Here is a 15,273-nt window from a genome sequence, read left to right on the forward strand (position 1 = left end):
CCCGCCAAGGACATCGTGGAGCATGGGCAAGCGACTCTCGTGGACATGGACTGCCCTGGCAGGCCTGGCCTGTACCGGCCTGGCAAGCGGGCCCCTGGCGGCGGCGCCACCCGAACCGCTGCCGGCCGACAAGCTGGACTGGCAGCCCTGGGGCGATGCGCGTCCAGCTGGCGAGCTGTGTCGCGGCCGCTACGTGATGCCGGATTACCGGCTGCCGCCCCCTCCCGGCCAGAAGGTCGCCAGCGAGTCTGACCTTGCCGACTACGGGAAAGACGGGGAGACGACCCTGGGGGGCGAGGTCCTGCTGCGCCGCGGCGATGCCCAGCTCGAGGCGCCGCGGGTGCGCGTGCCTGGCAGCCGCGAGACCGCCTATGCCGAAGGCCCCCTGGCACTGCGCGACAGCGGCCTGCTGGTGCGCGGTGACGCCGCCGAGCTGTCGCTGACCAGCGATGCCGCCAGCATCGACATGGCCCATTACGTGGCCCATGAACAACGCCTGCGCGGCGATGCGGTGCGCCTGGCCCGCCTCGAGGATGGCAGATATCGCCTCACCGAGGCGAGCTTCACCACTTGCGAGCCGGGCAGTGACGTCTGGCGTCTGGTGGGCAGTGACATCCTGCTCGATCGCGAGCGCGGTGTCGGTACCGCGACCCATGCTCGGCTGGAGATGGGCAAGGTGCCGGTGCTGTATTGGCCCTGGGTGCGCTTCCCCCTGGACGAACGCCGACAGACGGGTTTCCTGTGGCCGACGATCGGCCTCTCCAGCGACTCGCTGGACTATGCCCAGCCCTTCTACTGGAACATCGCTGCGAACCATGACGCCACTCTCACACCGCGCTGGATCAGCGACCGCGGCCTGCTGCTGGGCGGCGAGTACCGCTACCTGTTCGAGCAGGACGCGGGGCAGATCGAGGGGGCCTATATCGTCGATGACCAGGCCGCGGGAGAGGAGGCCTCCAGCACCTCCACCCTGGAGAGCGGTGATGCCCGCTGGTACCTCGATTATCGTCATGCGGGCCGTTTCGACGCGCGCACCCGCTACCGTCTGCGCTACGGAGCGGCCAGTGACGGACGCTATTTCGACGACTTCGGCCGCGGCTTCGGCGAGGACAGCACCGCCAGCATGCCGCGCCTTGCCCAGCTCGACCACCGGGGTGATGTCTGGCAGTTGCAGGCCAGGGCCCAGGGTTACCAGAAGCTCGATGACCCGCTGCTCGAGCGCGACAAGCCCTTCTACCGATTGCCCAGCCTGGCCGCCAATGCCCGTTGGTCCCAGGACAGTGGCTTCTACCAACAGTGGCGCTCCAATCTCACCCATTTCTGGCGGGACGTGGATGAGACGCGGGTGCCCCTTCGTGAGGCGGCCAACGGAGCCCGGCTGCATCTGTCGCCGGCCGCGGGCTGGCGCTTCGATGAGAGCTGGGGCCATCTGGAGCCCCGCGTCGAGTGGCTCGCCACCGCCTACCAGCTCGACTACGGCGAACGCGAGACCGAGCGCGACGAGAGCCTGACACGCAGCGTGCCGGTCGGCACACTCGATGGTGGCCTGGTGTTCGAGCGTGAGCTCGATCTCGGCGGCCGCGGCTATCGCCAGACCCTGGAGCCGCGCATCAACTATGCCTTTGTGCCGGCGCGCGACCAGAGCGACTTCCCGGACTTCGATACCTCGGAACAGGCCTTTTCCTGGAATCAGCTCTGGTCGCCCTACCGCTTCTCCGGGAGCGACCGCGTGGGGGACCTCAATCGCGTCTCCCTGGGGCTCGAGTCTCGGTTGCTGGCCGATGCGACCGGTCGCGAGCGGCTCTCGTTCGGAGTAGGGCAAGCCTACTACCTGGAAGATCGCACCATCGATATGGAGGGCGATCCCGACAAGTCCGAGCGCGATGACTATGCGAATTTCAATAGCTACTATCGGGCGACCCGTGATCGCTCGCCGCTGGTCACCCGGGTTGACTGGCAGCTCACCGACCACTGGCGCTCGCGCTGGCAGTGGCTCTACGACGATCATCTCGAGCAGACCGAGAGCACGTCGCTTGCCGTGCAGTATCGTGCCGATGCCGGCCATGTACTGAACTTCGGCTACCGCTGGCAACTCGAAGGCTTCGACCCCGCCCAGGAAGACGAGGACGTGGTCAACTACAACCTCGGGGAGTACGACCTCTCGTTCGCCTGGAAGGCCAGCCGCCGCCTGGATCTGATCGGGCGGCTGCTCTACGACAACACCAACGACCGGGCCCTGGAGCAGCTGGCAGGTGTTCAGTGGAATGACTGTTGCTATGGTCTGCAGCTGGTCTGGCGCGAGTGGATCGACGACAACGATACCGCCAACACCATCGAGGATGACCTCACCGACCGGGGGGTCTTCCTGCGCTTCGTGTTCAAGGGGCTGGGTGGTGTCGGCGGTGAGGCCGACAGCTACTTCGAGGAGGCGATCCCGGGATATCGGGCCACTGCCCTCGGTCGGTTCTGAGGCATTCGACAATGACGAGAGGAAAGAGAGACATGCGCAGTCGACATTTCGCCACCCTGGCGTTGGCCTTGTGCCTGACCGCCCTGCCCCTGGCGGGGCAGGCACAGGAAGCCGGCCTCACGGATTCCCAGACCGCAAGTCGCCAGACGCTGGATCGTATCGTGGCAGTGGTCAATGATGATGCCATCATGCACAGCGAGCTCGAAGATCGTGTTGCCCAGGCGCGCAGTCAGATCGCTCGTCAGCAGCAGGACGTCCCCAGCGACAGGGTCCTGCGCGAGCAGGTACTGGATCGCATGATCGTCGAGGAGATCCAGCTGCAACTGGCCCATGATGCCAACTTGAGCGTCGACGACACTGAACTCAACGGCCAGGTGCGCGCCATCGCCGAGAACAATGGCATGACGCTGGACCAGTTCGCCGACGCCCTCGAGGCCGATGGCCTCTCACTCTCCGTGGTCCGTGACCAGGTTCGCCGCGAAATGATGATGCGCCAGCTCCAGCAGCGTCAGGTCGCCAGCCGCGTCAACATTTCCGAGCGAGAGGTGGATCGTTTCGTGGAGCAGGAGGATGCCACCCGGGAGCAGGCGCGCCAGGCCTTGTTCCAGCGCAAGGTCAACGCCGAAATGGAGGAGTGGATTCAGGAGATCCGCAGCCGGGCATTCGTCGACAACCGTCTCGCGGAGGGCTGATGGCACTGGATGACGCCCCGGTGCTGGCCCTGACCTGTGGCGAGCCGGCGGGCATCGGGCCGGAACTTGCGGTGATGCTGGTGGCCGACGGGACGCCTCCCGCCCGAATCGTAGCGGTGGGTGACCCGGCCCTGCTGGCCGAACGGGCCGCCTCGCTTGGATGCCGGGTGGAAATCCGGCGGCTCGCCTCCGGCGAGTCTCCGCCGGCACCGTGCCGCGGGGTGTTGCCGGTCTGGTCCGTGGCGCTGCGGGCCCCCTCGTACCCCGGGGTGCTCGACACTGCCAATGCCGACCATGTACTCGAGACCCTGGACGTGGCCATCGACGCCTGCCGCTCCGGCCGTGCCGCCGGCATGGTCACGGCCCCGCTGCACAAGGGCGTGATCCTCGATGCCGGCCATGCCGGCTTCAGCGGCCACACCGAATATCTTCGGGATGCTTGCGGGGTGGAGGAGGTGGTGATGATGCTCGCCACCGACAGCGCCCTGCACGCCCGGGACGCGGGCTGGCAGGGGGAGGCCGCCCTGAGGGTGGCGTTGGCCACCACTCACCTGCCGCTGCGCGAGGTGGCGGACGCCATCACCGCCCCCCGGCTCCAGCGCTTGCTGCGCATCCTCCACGCCGACCTGCAGCGCTGGTTTGGCGTGACGGCTCCGCGCATTGCCGTCTGCGGCCTCAACCCCCACGCCGGAGAGGGTGGTCACCTGGGACGCGAGGAGCTGGACGTCATCATTCCGGCCCTGGAGGAGCTGCGGGCCGAGGGGCTGGCCCTTGACGGCCCCCTGCCCGCCGATACCCTGTTCACGCCGCGCCACCTCGAGGGCGCCGATGCGGTGCTGGCCATGTATCATGACCAGGGGCTGCCGGTGCTGAAATATGCCGGCTTCGGCCGCGCCGCCAATATCACCCTGGGGCTGCCGCTGGTGCGCACCTCGGTGGACCATGGCACGGCCCTCGACCTGGCCGGTACGGGGCGCGCCGATCTCGGCAGCCTGCGAGTCGCCGTGGCCCTGGCCGCCGAGATGGCGCAGCGCGGCCCCGCACGAGTTGCAATTTCGACTCAAGAACTCTGAAAAATCAGAAGGACACTCCTGAATGGCATCCCGCCCACCGGTTCACCAGGCTCGCAAGCGCTTCGGCCAGAACTTCCTGCGCGATCCCGGCGTCATCTCGCGCATCGTGCGGGCCATCGGGCCGCGCCCCGGCGAGCGACTGGTGGAGATCGGCCCCGGCCAGGGGGCCTTGACCGAACCCTTGATCGACGCCGCCGACGGCCACCTCGAGGTGATCGAGCTCGACCGTGACCTGATCCCCGGCCTGCGCGTGCAGTTCTTCGACAAGCCCGGCTTCGTCATCCACGAGGGCGACGCCCTGAAGGTGGACTTCCGGGCCCTGAGAGGCGAGGGTGCGGCGCTGCGGGTGGTGGGCAACCTGCCCTACAATATCTCCACGCCGCTGATCGTTCACCTGCTGGAAGCCGGTGATGCCGTGGCCGACATGCACTTCATGCTGCAAAAGGAAGTGGTCGAGCGCCTGGCGGCCGTCCCGGGTGGCCCCGACTGGGGGCGGCTCTCGGTGATGGCCCAGTACCACTGCCGGGTCGATGCCCTGTTCACGGTGCCGCCGGAAGCCTTCGTGCCGCGCCCCAAGGTGGAGTCGGCCATCGTGCGGCTGACGCCCCACCAGGCCTTGCCGCATCCGGCCAGTGACGAGGGGCTGCTCTTCTCTCTGGTGCGCGAGGCCTTCGGCCAGCGGCGCAAGACCCTGCGCAACAATCTCAAGGGCCGGATTGACGCCGCGACCCTCGAATCATTGGGCATCGATCCCGGACGTCGTCCCCAGACACTTAGCATCGAGGAGTTCGTGCGTATCGCAAACCACCTGGCCGCGGCCGAGCGAGGAGAGGCCTCATGACCTTGACCACCCCGGAAGCGCTCGACCATGCGATCCACGTCGACGTGGCGCCGGATTTCCGCACCGAAGAGTCCGCGCCTGACGAACAGCGCTTCGTCTTCAGCTATACCGTCACGGTGCACAACACCTCCCGGCACAGCGTGCAGTTGCTTGCCCGTTACTGGAAGATCACCCAGGGCAGCGGCAAGGTGCAGGAGGTGCGTGGCAAGGGCGTGGTGGGCCAGCAACCGATGATCGGCCCCGGCCAGACCTTCCGCTACACCAGTCGGGCGATCCTCGACGGGCCGGTAGGAGTGATGGAGGGCGCCTATACCTGCGTCGATACCGCCAGCCAGCGTCCCTTCGAGGTGGCCGTCGCCCCCTTCCGGCTGGCCGGACCCAACCAGGTGCACTGATCCACACCGTCGACCCTAGCCAACCGACCCTCTCTAACCGACCCTCTCTAACCGACCCAGGGAGCCATGATGACCACCTATGCCGTCGGCGATCTGCAGGGCTGTCACGACGAGTTCGTCGCCCTGCTCGAGCAGCTTGACTTCGATCCGCGTCGCGACCGGCTCTGGCTCGTGGGTGATCTGGTCAACCGCGGCCCGGGGTCGCTTGCCTGCCTGCGCGAGGTGATGGCACTGGGCGAGGCCGCCCTCACCGTGCTCGGCAATCACGATCTTCACCTGCTGGCGGTGGCGCGCGGCGGGGCTCGCGAGAACCGCAAGGACACGCTTGAGTCGATCCTGGTCGCTCCGGACCGCGAGCACCTGCTCGACTGGCTGCAGTCGCGTCCCCTGCTGGTGCGCAGTCATTCGGGGGCGCAGGGTGACACCGTCATGACCCATGCTGGCTTGCTACCGCAATGGCCGGTCGAGCAGGCTGCGGGGCTGGCCGGCGAGGCTGAATCCTGCCTCACGGGTGAGCGGGCTGGTGCCTTCCTCGAGCAGATGTACGGCAACGAGCCGGCCTGCTGGCGCGACGACCTCGACGGCATCGACCGCCTGCGGATGATCATCAATGTCTTCACGCGAATGCGCTTCATCAATGCCGCCGGCTGCCTCGACTTTGCCGCCAAGGAGGGGCTCGACAGCGCGCCGGTGGGCTTTGCCCCCTGGTTCCAGTTTCCCCGCGACGATGACCCCTGGCTGCTGGTCGGTCACTGGGCCGCGCTGCAGGGCGAGACACCGGCGAGCCGGGTGCGTGTCGAGGCGCTGGACACCGGCTGTGTCTGGGGCAGCCGCCTGACCGCCCTGGATCTCGAGAGCGGCAGGCGCATCAGCGTCCCGAGTCGCCTGCGCTGAGTTCCTCCTTCTCCACCGTGAGGCTGTCATGACCACCTTCCAGCATCTCGATATCCCGACCCTGTCCGACTGGCTCGACCAGCGACCCGCGCTGGCGCTGGTCGATATCCGCGACCCGCAGAGTTTCGCCCAGGGGCATATCCCCGGGAGTCGCCGCCTGGACAATGACTCGGTGGGCGCCTTCATCGAGGAGGCGTCCCGCGAGACACCCGTGGTGGTCGTCTGCTACCACGGGAACTCCAGCCAGCAGGCGGCGGCCTGGCTTGCCGTCCAGGGTTTCGCCGAGGTCTACAGCCTCGACGGCGGTTTTACCGACTGGCAGCTTCGCCACCCCGATCGAGTGGAGCGCTGAGCAATGGCCAGGTCCAGGGCCAAAGCCGAAATCGAGGACCCGCATCTGCAGGGGCTCGAAGTCTACCGGGTCGGCGGCGCGGTGCGCGACGCCCGGCTCGGCTGGCCGGTCAAGGACACCGACTGGGTGGTGGTAGGGGCCTCCCCGGAGGAGATGCGTCGGCGGGACTTCAAGCCGGTGGGTCGCGATTTCCCGGTCTTCCTGCACCCCGAGAGCCACGAAGAGTTTGCCCTGGCGCGCACCGAGCGCAAGTCCGGTCATGGCTACACCGGTTTCGAAGTTCATGCCAGCCCCGAAGTGACCCTTGAGGAGGACCTGGCGCGACGTGACCTGACCATCAATGCCATGGCCGAAACCCCGGAGGGAGAACTGATCGATCCCCATGGGGGCATGGCCGATCTTGAGACACGCCAACTGCGTCATGTCTCGCCGGCCTTCCTCGAGGATCCCCTCCGGGTGTTGCGCACGGCGCGATTCCTCGCTCGCTATGCCGGCCTGGGCTTCGTCATCGCCGAGGAGACCCGCCGGCTGATGCGTGAGCTAGCGGAGAGCGGCGAGTTGGCCCATCTGGTGGCCGAACGCGTATGGACCGAGACCGAAAAGGCGCTGGCCGAGCCCTGGCCGGAGGTCTACTTCCAGGTGCTGGATGACTGTGGTGCCCTGGCGGTTCTGATGCCGGAGCTGTCGGCGGACCCGGAGGCCTTTGACGAGGCGCTGGGGCGCCTGCATCGGTTACCGGAGGATATCGAGGCCGAGTCACTGGCCCGTTGGCGCTGGGCGCGACTGGTGGAACATCTGGATGACGAGGACCGCGACGCCCTGGCCGAGCGGCTGCGCCTGCCGCGGGCCCATCGCGAGCTGGCCACCCAGGCGGCACGAACCCGCACGCTGCTGAACCTGGTAGCACGATACGGTCTGGACGGGGCCCGGGTCATGGCCTGGCTCGACGGCGTCGACGCCTGGCGGCGCAGCGATCGGGTGGCGCCGTTGATCAGCCTGGTGAGCCTGGAGGCGCCTGAGCTGGCTGAGGACCTGGCCCTGGCCTGGCGCCTGGCCCGGCAGGTTCTGCCCAAGGCGCTGGTAGCCGAGGGCTACCGTGGACGCGAATTGGGCGATGAGCTGGCCCAGCGGCGCTGGGAAGCCATCGAGGGTGCGCTCGCCTGCCCCGGGACGAGCTCCTGAGGCTCAGTCCGTCGTGGAAATACGTCGATTCTGCCAGACGAAGTCTACTGGCCAGAGGTGCTGTTGACCGTCCTCGAATTCGCGCCAGTGGGCGAGGTAGGTCCTGCCGGAGAGGGGGTGGCGGGCCTCGGGCAAGAGCTCTGCCAGCGGCTTCAGCACGAAGGCGTGGTGCAGGATCTCGTCGCGAGGCAGCTCGACCTCATCGTAAATGCCGGTCAGGTCGCCCACGGTAAGCAGGTCGATGTCCAGGGTCCGGGGGCTGAACTTGGGAACGCCCTTGCGGCGGCCGTTGGCGAACTCCAGCCGCTTGCACCAGGCCTGCAGTTCGCCCACCGGGCGGTCGCTGTCGAAGGCCACCACCAGGTTGTAGAAGTTGCGCCCGTCCTCGAAGCCCACCGGCTCGCTCTCGAAGACGCGCGAGATGGCAAGCGACCCGAAGCTCGTGGCCAGGGCATCCAGGCAGACGCGCACGTGGTACTCGCGCTCAATGTTGCTGCCGATGCTGACGGTGATCCGGGCCATCAGGCGCCTCCCGGCCGTTGGCCGCGTTCGATGCAGACGCCCACCGCGGCCGCGGCTGGCACGGCACCTGGCTTGCGCACGGTCAGGCGCAGCCAGGGGATGGCGAATTCGTCGCGCAGGGTCTCGGCCAGGCGCTCGGCGAAGGTTTCCACCAGGGCGACGTCATGCTCCTTGGCGAAGGCGTTGACGCGCTCGCTGATGGCGGCGTAGTTCAGCGTCAGACCGATGTCGTCATCGGCCGCTGCGGGGCGTATATCGGTGCCCAGCGCCAGGTCAAGCCGCAGCGTCTGGGTGATGCTGCGCTCCCAGTCATAGACGCCGATCACGGTGTCCACCTCGAGCGCTTCGATCAGCACAAGATCCATCGGGGCTCCACGGGCCATTGGAGGTTGCGGACCGAGTGATACCAAGGGCCCGCCTGCAGGCGGGAGATTGTACGCCAGCCGGGCGACGGGCGACACCGGAGGACGCCCCCGACCTGTCTAGCCCCGCCCATGGCTGGCAGAATCACGCTTTGACCCCGCAGGAGACTGCCCGTGGAGGCGCCACTCGACCTCATCCTCCCGCTGATGGCGATAGGCTATCTCAGCGGTACCTGGCTCGGCGCGCTGACGGTGTGCCGCCTGGCCGGCGTCGGGGACCCGCGGCTGGCCGGCTCCTGTAACCCGGGGTTCTCCAATGTCCTGCGCCTGCACGGCCGTCGCCTGGCGCTGGCCACCCTGGTGGTGGATGTGGCCAAAGGCATGCCGGTGCTATGGCTGGCCATGCGGCTCGGTCTGCCGCCCTGGGGGTTGGGGCTGGTGGGTCTCGGCGTGCTGCTGGGACACAGCTACCCGGCCTGGCATCACTTCCGGGGCGGCAAGGGCGTGGCCAGTGCCTTTGGCGTGATGCTGGTGCTCACGCCCTGGGTGGCGCTCTTTTGCGCTGCACTCTGGATGCTGCTGGTCTGGCGAGTGCGCACCGCCTCGGTGGCATCGTTGGTCAGCGCCACCATGGCGCCTCTGGCCAGCCTGTGGCTGGCGCCGGATTTTGCCGGCGTGGTGATCGTCTTCACCCTGCTGGTATTGGCGCGTCACGCACTCAATATCCGGCGGCTAGGGTGCGGTGACGAGCCGCCCTTATAAGCTTCCAGCTTACGGCTCGCCTAGCGTATCCATCGGCCAGCGTGGTACCGCCTGCATGATGCCGGTCTCGTCGTGCTCGCCGGCCATCAGGCGCTGGGCGCTGGGACCTTAAAGGGCGCAATCATCGCGGGTTTCATGCCTCGGCGGGCGCTTCCAGGCCATCCATGGGCCAGCGCGGCACGGCCTTCATGATGCCCGGCTCGTCGTGTTCGCCGGCCATCAGTCGCTGGGCGCCGACATAGGCAATCATCGCGCCGTTATCGGTGCAGAAGCGCCCGCGAGGGTAGTAGGCCCGGGCATTGCGCTTGGCACACTCGGCTTCCAGCCGTTCGCGCAGCCGTACGTTGGCGCTCACGCCGCCGGCCACCACCAGGCGCTTGAGGCCGGTCGCATCCAGCGCGCGGCGACACTTGATCACCAGGGTATCGACCACTGCCTCCTCGAAGGCACGGGCGACGTCGGCACGGGCCTGGTCGTCGAGGCCACCTGCCTGCTCGAGCCTACGGATGGCGGTCAGGGTGTGGGTCTTGAGCCCCGAAAAACTGAAGTCCAGTCCCGGGCGGTCGGTCATCGGACGCGGAAAACGCAGGCGCTGCGGGTCGCCGGCTTCGGCAAGCTTCGCCACCTGGGGGCCGCCGGGGTAGTCGAGCCCCAGCATCTTGGCAGCCTTGTCGAAGGCTTCGCCGGCGGCATCGTCCACGGACTCGCCGAGCAGACGATACTGGCCCAGCCCACGCACCTCGACCAGCTGGGTATGACCGCCGGAGACCAGCAAGGCGACGAAGGGGAAGTCGGGAGGCTCGTCCTCCAGCATGGGGGCCAGCAGGTGACCCTCCATGTGATGGACACCGAGCACCGGGATCTCCAGTGCCCGGGCCATGCCGTGGGCGGTGCTGGCCCCCACCATCAGCGCGCCGACCAGCCCCGGGCCAGCGGTATAGGCGATGGCATCGAGGTCGGTACGCGTCAGGCCAGCCTCGTCGAGCACTTGCTGGATCAGCGGCAGCAGGCGGCGCGTATGATCCCGGGAGGCGAGCTCCGGGACCACGCCGCCATACTCGGCATGCATGGCGATCTGGCTGTAGAGGGCGTCGGCCACGAGGCCGCGCTCGGTGTCGAAAAGGGCGACGCCGGTCTCGTCGCAGGAGGTCTCGATGCCCAGAACGCGCATGATGATGGCTCTGTGGTACGTGGAAGGCGGTATTCTACGCGTTTCGCCTTGCCGACGCAGTGGGTCATGGTGCGGAAACAATTTGCACGAGTCCGATGTGACGACTAGAATATTGACCGCTGCAAGACTGGGTCGTGCACTCAGGAGAGATTTTCAGCGCATCATGCATCGTTCCGGTACACCTGGCGATTCCGGACATTTTCGTGATGCTGCCTGGTCCTCGCAAGGTGTGCGTACAAACCGAACTCTAGTTACCTAAGGTAGGTGAGTGCTTAATGCCTTCTGTTAAAGTACGTGATAACGAGCCGTTTGACGTCGCGCTGCGTCGCTTCAAGCGTTCCTGTGAAAAAGCCGGTGTTCTCTCGGAAGTGCGTCGTCGCGAGCAGTACGAGAAGCCGACCGCAGAGCGCAAGCGCAAGGCGGCCGCTGCCGTCAAGCGCCATGCCAAGAAGCTTCAGCGTGAGCGCAAGCGTTTCGAACGGCTCTATTGATCCGTACTGGAGGCGGTAGGGGCGTCCAGCCCCTGCCGTCTCAAGAGGGACGCCAAGCGGCCGCCTAACGGTGGCCGCTTGTTTTTGGTCTCTTCCCATTTCTCGCAGGGTACCCGAATGTCCGGCCAGATTCCTCAGCGCTTCATCGATGACCTCCTGGCCCGTATCGACGTGGTCGACGTGGTCGGCGAGCGCGTGAAGCTGAAGAGGGCCGGCCGCAATCATTCGGGGCTCTGCCCCTTCCACCAGGAGAAGTCGCCGTCATTTACCGTCAGCGCCGACAAGCAGTTCTATCACTGCTTCGGCTGCGGCGCCCACGGCAATGCCCTGCGCTTTCTGATGGAGTACGAGAAGCTGCGCTTCCCCGAAGCGGTGGAACAGCTTGCCGCACGACTCGGCATGGAGGTGCCGCGTGAAGGGGCCGATGACCCTCGTGCACAGGCTCGCGAGCGCAAGCGCAAGGAGGGGGTCAATCTGCTGGAGCTTTCGACGAGCTACTACCGCGAGCGGCTGAAGATGCCCGAAGGGCAGGGCGCCCGCCACTACCTGGCCGAGCGTGGGCTGTCGCCGGAGGTGCAGGAGGATTTTGCCATCGGCTATGCCCCGGACGGCTGGGACGCGCTCAAGCGTCACCTCACGGAGCGGGGCGTCGCCGAGGCGGTGCAGATCGAGTATGGCCTGCTGGTGCATCGCGAGGAGAGCGGGCGGACCTATGACCGCTTCCGTGACCGGGTGATGTTCCCGATCCGCGATATCCGCGGGCGGACCATCGCCTTCGGCGGGCGGGTGCTGGGCGACGCCAAGCCCAAGTATCTCAACTCACCCGAGACGCCGGTGTTCCACAAGGGGCGTGAGCTCTACGGCCTCTTCGAGGCCCGTCAGGCCAACTCGCGGCTCGAGCGTCTGGTGATCGTCGAGGGCTACATGGACGTGGTGGCGCTGGCTCAGTTCGGCATCCGCAATGCCGTGGCCACCCTCGGTACCTCCACCAGCGAGGAGCACCTGGGACGGCTGTTCCGGATGGTCGGCGAGGTGGTGTTCTGCTTCGACGGCGACCGCGCCGGGCGTCAGGCCGCGGCCCGGGCGCTGCAGACGGTACTGCCGCAGATGATCGACGGCCGCCAGGCGCGCTTCATGTTCCTGCCCGAGGGGGAGGACCCCGACACCCTGGTGCGCCGGGAGGGGCCGGAGGCCTTCGAGGACCGCATCACCTGCGCCAGCCCCCTGTCGGAGTTCCTCTTCGAGCACGCCGCCGAGGGGCGCGACCTGGCGACGATCGAGGCGCGCGAACGCTTCGCCAGCCAGGTGCTGTCGGCGATCGGCAAGTTGCCGGAAGGGGTCCTCAAGTCGCTGTTGTTGACGGAACTCTCGCGGCGCACCGGCGTTGACCAGTCGCGCTTCGAGGCACTGGTCACCCCCCCTGAGGCGCCGGAGAACGAGCCGTCGCTCGCCGCGGATCCCGGACGCGGCGCGGCGCCCCGGCCCGGTCCGCAGCGAGGGGGGAGCCCGACAGGCGGGGCGCTGAGCCTGATGGGGCGTGTGCTGCAGTTGCTTGTCCATGAGCCGCGGCTGGTGGAGCGCCTGCCCGAGGAGAGCGACTGGTATCCCGCGGAGGATCCGGAGGCCCGGCTGTGCCTTGAGGTGGAGCGGCTGCTGCGGGCGGGGCGCTACCGCAGTGCCCAGGTGCTGCTGGCCCACTTCCATGGCACCCCTGAGGGTGAGCGGTTGGCTGAGCTGGCACGCCGCGAGCTGTTGCTTTCGCCGGGCGCGCGGGCCGCCGAGCTGGACGGGCTGGTCGAGCACTTCCGGCGATTCCGTCTCCGGCCGTCGCATCAGGAGGAAGTCGACGCTCTGCTGTCAAAGCAGAAGAGGGGTGAGCGGCTCTCGCAGGAAGAGCGTCAGCGCCTGATGGGTCTGCTCACCGAGCTAAAGGGATGATGCAGGAGTGACAAAAGGCTCCTCCCTGCCTCGGGAAGTTGGCGGCAGGGTTGAATTCTCTCCTACTATCACCACATAGGATCAAGCGCCGATGAATGGCGTAACCAGACAACCTAACACACCTGAATGACCGCGCAAATACACCGAACTGGCAGAAAGGTGGTTTCGCCCGCTATACTGTTCGGCTTATCGAGTTTTTACCGCCTCAGTGCTTCAGGTGCTTCATTCTTCTTCGTCGAGATAGGGTTTCTATGGCTGGAAATGCGCAGCAGCAGTCACGTCTGAAGGAGTTGATCGCGCGCGGCAAGGAACAGGGCTTCCTGACCTATGCCGAGGTCAACGACCATCTTCCCGAGGATATCGCCGACCCGGATCAGGTGGAAGACATCATCGGCATGATCAACGACATGGGTATCAGTGTCGTCGAGGAAGCCCCCGACGAAGATACCCTGATGATGTCGGATCACTCCACGGACGAGTCGGCCGCCGAGGAGGCCGTTGCCGCCCTCGCCGCCGTGGAGAGCGACGTGGGTCGCACCACCGATCCCGTGCGCATGTACATGCGCGAGATGGGGACGGTGGAGCTGCTGACCCGCGAGGGCGAGATCGAGATCGCCAAGCGGATCGAGGAGGGCACCCGCGAAGTGATGTCGGCACTGGCCTACCTCCCCGGTGCCGTGGATTCCATCCTCGAGGCCTATGATGCGACGCAGGACGAGGAGGCCCCCGGGCGCCTGTCCGATCTCTTCTCCGGTTTCATCGATCCCGATGAAGGGATCCCCGGCGTGGCCGAGGCGGAGGTGCCCGAGGAGGTGCCTCGCGATGAGACCGAGGGCGACGGCGATGACGAGCATGCCGAGGCCGAGGAGGAGACCACCGGCGGCCCCGACCCCGAGGAGGCCCGGGCGCGCTTCGAGCAGATCCGCGAGCAGAACGCGGCGGCGCAGGCTGCCATCGAGGCCCACGGCCGCGGCTCGAAGGCGGCTCAGGAAGAGCTGGCGCGTCTCGCTCAGCTGTTCTCGCCGATCAAGCTGGTACCCAAGCATTTCGAGCGGCTGGTGGGGCAGGTACGCATCAGCGTCGAGCAGGTGCGGGCCCAGGAAAAGGCGATCCTGCAGCTGTGTGTGAAGAAGGCGAAGGTGCCTCGCAAGACCTTCATCAAGGCCTTCCCGGGCAGTGAGTCCAATCCCGAGTGGCTCGACACGTTCAGTGCCGCCAACCCGAAGTATGCGGCGCGCCTGGCACCCCTGCGTGGTGATATCCAGCGGGCCCAGCGCAAGATCGCCTTCGAGGAGGAGATGATCCAACTGCCGGTGACCGAGATCAAGGAGGTCAACCGCCGGCTCTCCATCGGTGAGGCCAAGGCACGCCGGGCCAAGAAGGAGATGGTCGAGGCCAACCTGCGCCTGGTGATCTCGATTGCCAAGAAGTACACCAATCGCGGTCTGCAGTTCCTGGACCTGATCCAGGAGGGCAACATCGGCCTGATGAAGGCGGTGGACAAGTTCGAGTACCGTCGTGGCTACAAGTTCTCCACCTACGCCACCTGGTGGATTCGCCAGGCCATCACCCGCTCGATTGCCGATCAGGCGCGCACCATCCGCATTCCGGTGCACATGATCGAGACCATCAACAAGCTCAATCGAGTCTCGCGCCAGATGTTGCAGGAGATGGGGCGCGAGCCGACCCCGGAAGAGCTTGGCGAGCGTCTCGAGATGCCCGAGGACAAGGTGCGCAAGGTGCTCAAGATCGCCAAGGAGCCGATCTCCATGGAGACGCCCATCGGTGACGACGATGACTCGCACCTGGGTGACTTCATCGAGGATGGTACCATCCTGCTGCCCATCGACTCGGCGACCGGTGAGGGGCTGATCGAGGCGACACGCAATGTGCTCGGCGGTCTCACCGCTCGTGAAGCCAAGGTGCTGCGCATGCGCTTCGGCATCGACATGAACACCGACCACACCCTGGAGGAAGTCGGCAAGCAGTTCGATGTTACCCGTGAGCGGATTCGCCAGATCGAGGCCAAGGCGCTGCGCAAGCTGCGTCACCCCAGCCGCTCCGAGCCGCTGCGCTCCTTCCTCGACGAGTAGTGGCGTAACGGATAGGGTATCCCCTTGCCTCAAAT

Annotated in this window: 15 protein-coding genes; 12 read left to right on the forward strand and 3 right to left on the reverse strand. The window is 66.7% G+C overall.

From position 1 onward, the window contains the following. The first annotated feature begins 22 nt into the window (after positions 1–22). The 8 genes from HALO32_RS07605 to HALO32_RS07640 all read left to right on the forward strand — a co-directional run bounded on the left by HALO32_RS07605 (position 23) and on the right by HALO32_RS07640 (position 7,899). Positions 23–2,470 (forward strand): LPS-assembly protein LptD, encoded by a 2,448-nt coding sequence (locus tag HALO32_RS07605; RefSeq protein WP_151443194.1) that lies wholly within the window; start codon positions 23–25, stop codon positions 2,468–2,470. A 32-nt stretch (positions 2,471–2,502) separates the two neighbouring features. Further along, the gene (locus HALO32_RS07610; RefSeq protein WP_151443195.1) at positions 2,503–3,162 is read left to right on the forward strand and encodes a SurA N-terminal domain-containing protein; all 660 of its coding nucleotides are present in this window, start codon (positions 2,503–2,505) and stop codon (positions 3,160–3,162) included. After that, positions 3,162–4,235 carry a 4-hydroxythreonine-4-phosphate dehydrogenase PdxA gene (gene pdxA, locus HALO32_RS07615; RefSeq protein WP_151443196.1) on the forward strand — a complete coding sequence of 358 codons (1,074 nt, stop codon included), beginning with the start codon at positions 3,162–3,164 and terminating at the stop codon, positions 4,233–4,235. The genes HALO32_RS07610 and pdxA overlap by 1 nt, the downstream gene beginning before the upstream one ends. Before the next feature lie 22 nt (positions 4,236–4,257). Continuing rightward, entirely contained in the window at positions 4,258–5,076 is an 819-nt protein-coding gene (gene rsmA, locus HALO32_RS07620; protein WP_151443197.1) for a 16S rRNA (adenine(1518)-N(6)/adenine(1519)-N(6))-dimethyltransferase RsmA, read from the forward strand. Then, positions 5,073–5,471, forward strand: a complete 399-nt coding sequence (apaG, locus tag HALO32_RS07625; RefSeq protein ID WP_151443198.1) for a Co2+/Mg2+ efflux protein ApaG — start codon at positions 5,073–5,075, stop codon at positions 5,469–5,471. Before rsmA ends, apaG begins: the two co-directional genes overlap by 4 nt. Positions 5,472–5,540: 69 nt before the next feature. After that, positions 5,541–6,365 carry a symmetrical bis(5'-nucleosyl)-tetraphosphatase gene (locus HALO32_RS07630; protein WP_151443199.1) on the forward strand — a complete coding sequence of 275 codons (825 nt, stop codon included), beginning with the start codon at positions 5,541–5,543 and terminating at the stop codon, positions 6,363–6,365. A gap of 28 nt (positions 6,366–6,393) precedes the next feature. Next, positions 6,394–6,717, forward strand: a complete 324-nt coding sequence (glpE, locus tag HALO32_RS07635; protein WP_151443200.1) for a thiosulfate sulfurtransferase GlpE — start codon at positions 6,394–6,396, stop codon at positions 6,715–6,717. A 3-nt stretch (positions 6,718–6,720) separates the two neighbouring features. Further along, positions 6,721–7,899 (forward strand): polynucleotide adenylyltransferase, encoded by a 1,179-nt coding sequence (locus HALO32_RS07640; RefSeq protein ID WP_151443201.1) that lies wholly within the window; start codon positions 6,721–6,723, stop codon positions 7,897–7,899. A gap of 3 nt (positions 7,900–7,902) precedes the next feature. On the opposite strand, the gene folK is transcribed toward HALO32_RS07640, so the two are convergent. Together folK and folB are read right to left on the reverse strand one after the other, a co-directional pair. Then, positions 7,903–8,421, reverse strand: coding sequence for a 2-amino-4-hydroxy-6-hydroxymethyldihydropteridine diphosphokinase (folK, locus tag HALO32_RS07645; RefSeq protein WP_151443202.1), 519 nt, complete (start codon positions 8,419–8,421; stop codon positions 7,903–7,905). Next, positions 8,421–8,786 (reverse strand): dihydroneopterin aldolase, encoded by a 366-nt coding sequence (folB, locus tag HALO32_RS07650; RefSeq protein ID WP_151443203.1) that lies wholly within the window; start codon positions 8,784–8,786, stop codon positions 8,421–8,423. The genes folK and folB overlap by 1 nt, the downstream gene beginning before the upstream one ends. A gap of 171 nt (positions 8,787–8,957) precedes the next feature. Between folB and plsY the strand changes: the two genes are divergently transcribed. Beyond that, the gene (gene plsY, locus HALO32_RS07655; RefSeq protein WP_267902491.1) at positions 8,958–9,545 is read left to right on the forward strand and encodes a glycerol-3-phosphate 1-O-acyltransferase PlsY; all 588 of its coding nucleotides are present in this window, start codon (positions 8,958–8,960) and stop codon (positions 9,543–9,545) included. 133 nt (positions 9,546–9,678) lie between these two features. On the opposite strand, the gene tsaD is transcribed toward plsY, so the two are convergent. After that, positions 9,679–10,716 (reverse strand): tRNA (adenosine(37)-N6)-threonylcarbamoyltransferase complex transferase subunit TsaD, encoded by a 1,038-nt coding sequence (gene tsaD / locus HALO32_RS07660; protein WP_151443204.1) that lies wholly within the window; start codon positions 10,714–10,716, stop codon positions 9,679–9,681. Positions 10,717–10,991: 275 nt separating this feature from the next. Here tsaD and rpsU point away from each other — a divergent pair, with 275 nt between their 5' ends. From rpsU to rpoD, 3 genes are all read left to right on the forward strand, one after another. Beyond that, positions 10,992–11,207 carry a 30S ribosomal protein S21 gene (gene rpsU / locus HALO32_RS07665; protein WP_013333229.1) on the forward strand — a complete coding sequence of 72 codons (216 nt, stop codon included), beginning with the start codon at positions 10,992–10,994 and terminating at the stop codon, positions 11,205–11,207. Between the two features lie 117 nt (positions 11,208–11,324). Beyond that, positions 11,325–13,145: a DNA primase gene (dnaG, locus tag HALO32_RS07670; RefSeq protein ID WP_151443205.1), complete on the forward strand. Its 1,821-nt coding sequence runs from the start codon at positions 11,325–11,327 to the stop codon at positions 13,143–13,145. A gap of 251 nt (positions 13,146–13,396) precedes the next feature. Further along, the gene (rpoD, locus tag HALO32_RS07675; RefSeq protein ID WP_151443206.1) at positions 13,397–15,238 is read left to right on the forward strand and encodes an RNA polymerase sigma factor RpoD; all 1,842 of its coding nucleotides are present in this window, start codon (positions 13,397–13,399) and stop codon (positions 15,236–15,238) included. Positions 15,239–15,273 lie beyond the last annotated feature (35 nt).

It is taken from the genome of Halomonas lysinitropha (genome assembly GCF_902500215.1).
Lineage (GTDB): Bacteria > Pseudomonadota > Gammaproteobacteria > Pseudomonadales > Halomonadaceae > Halomonas > Halomonas lysinitropha.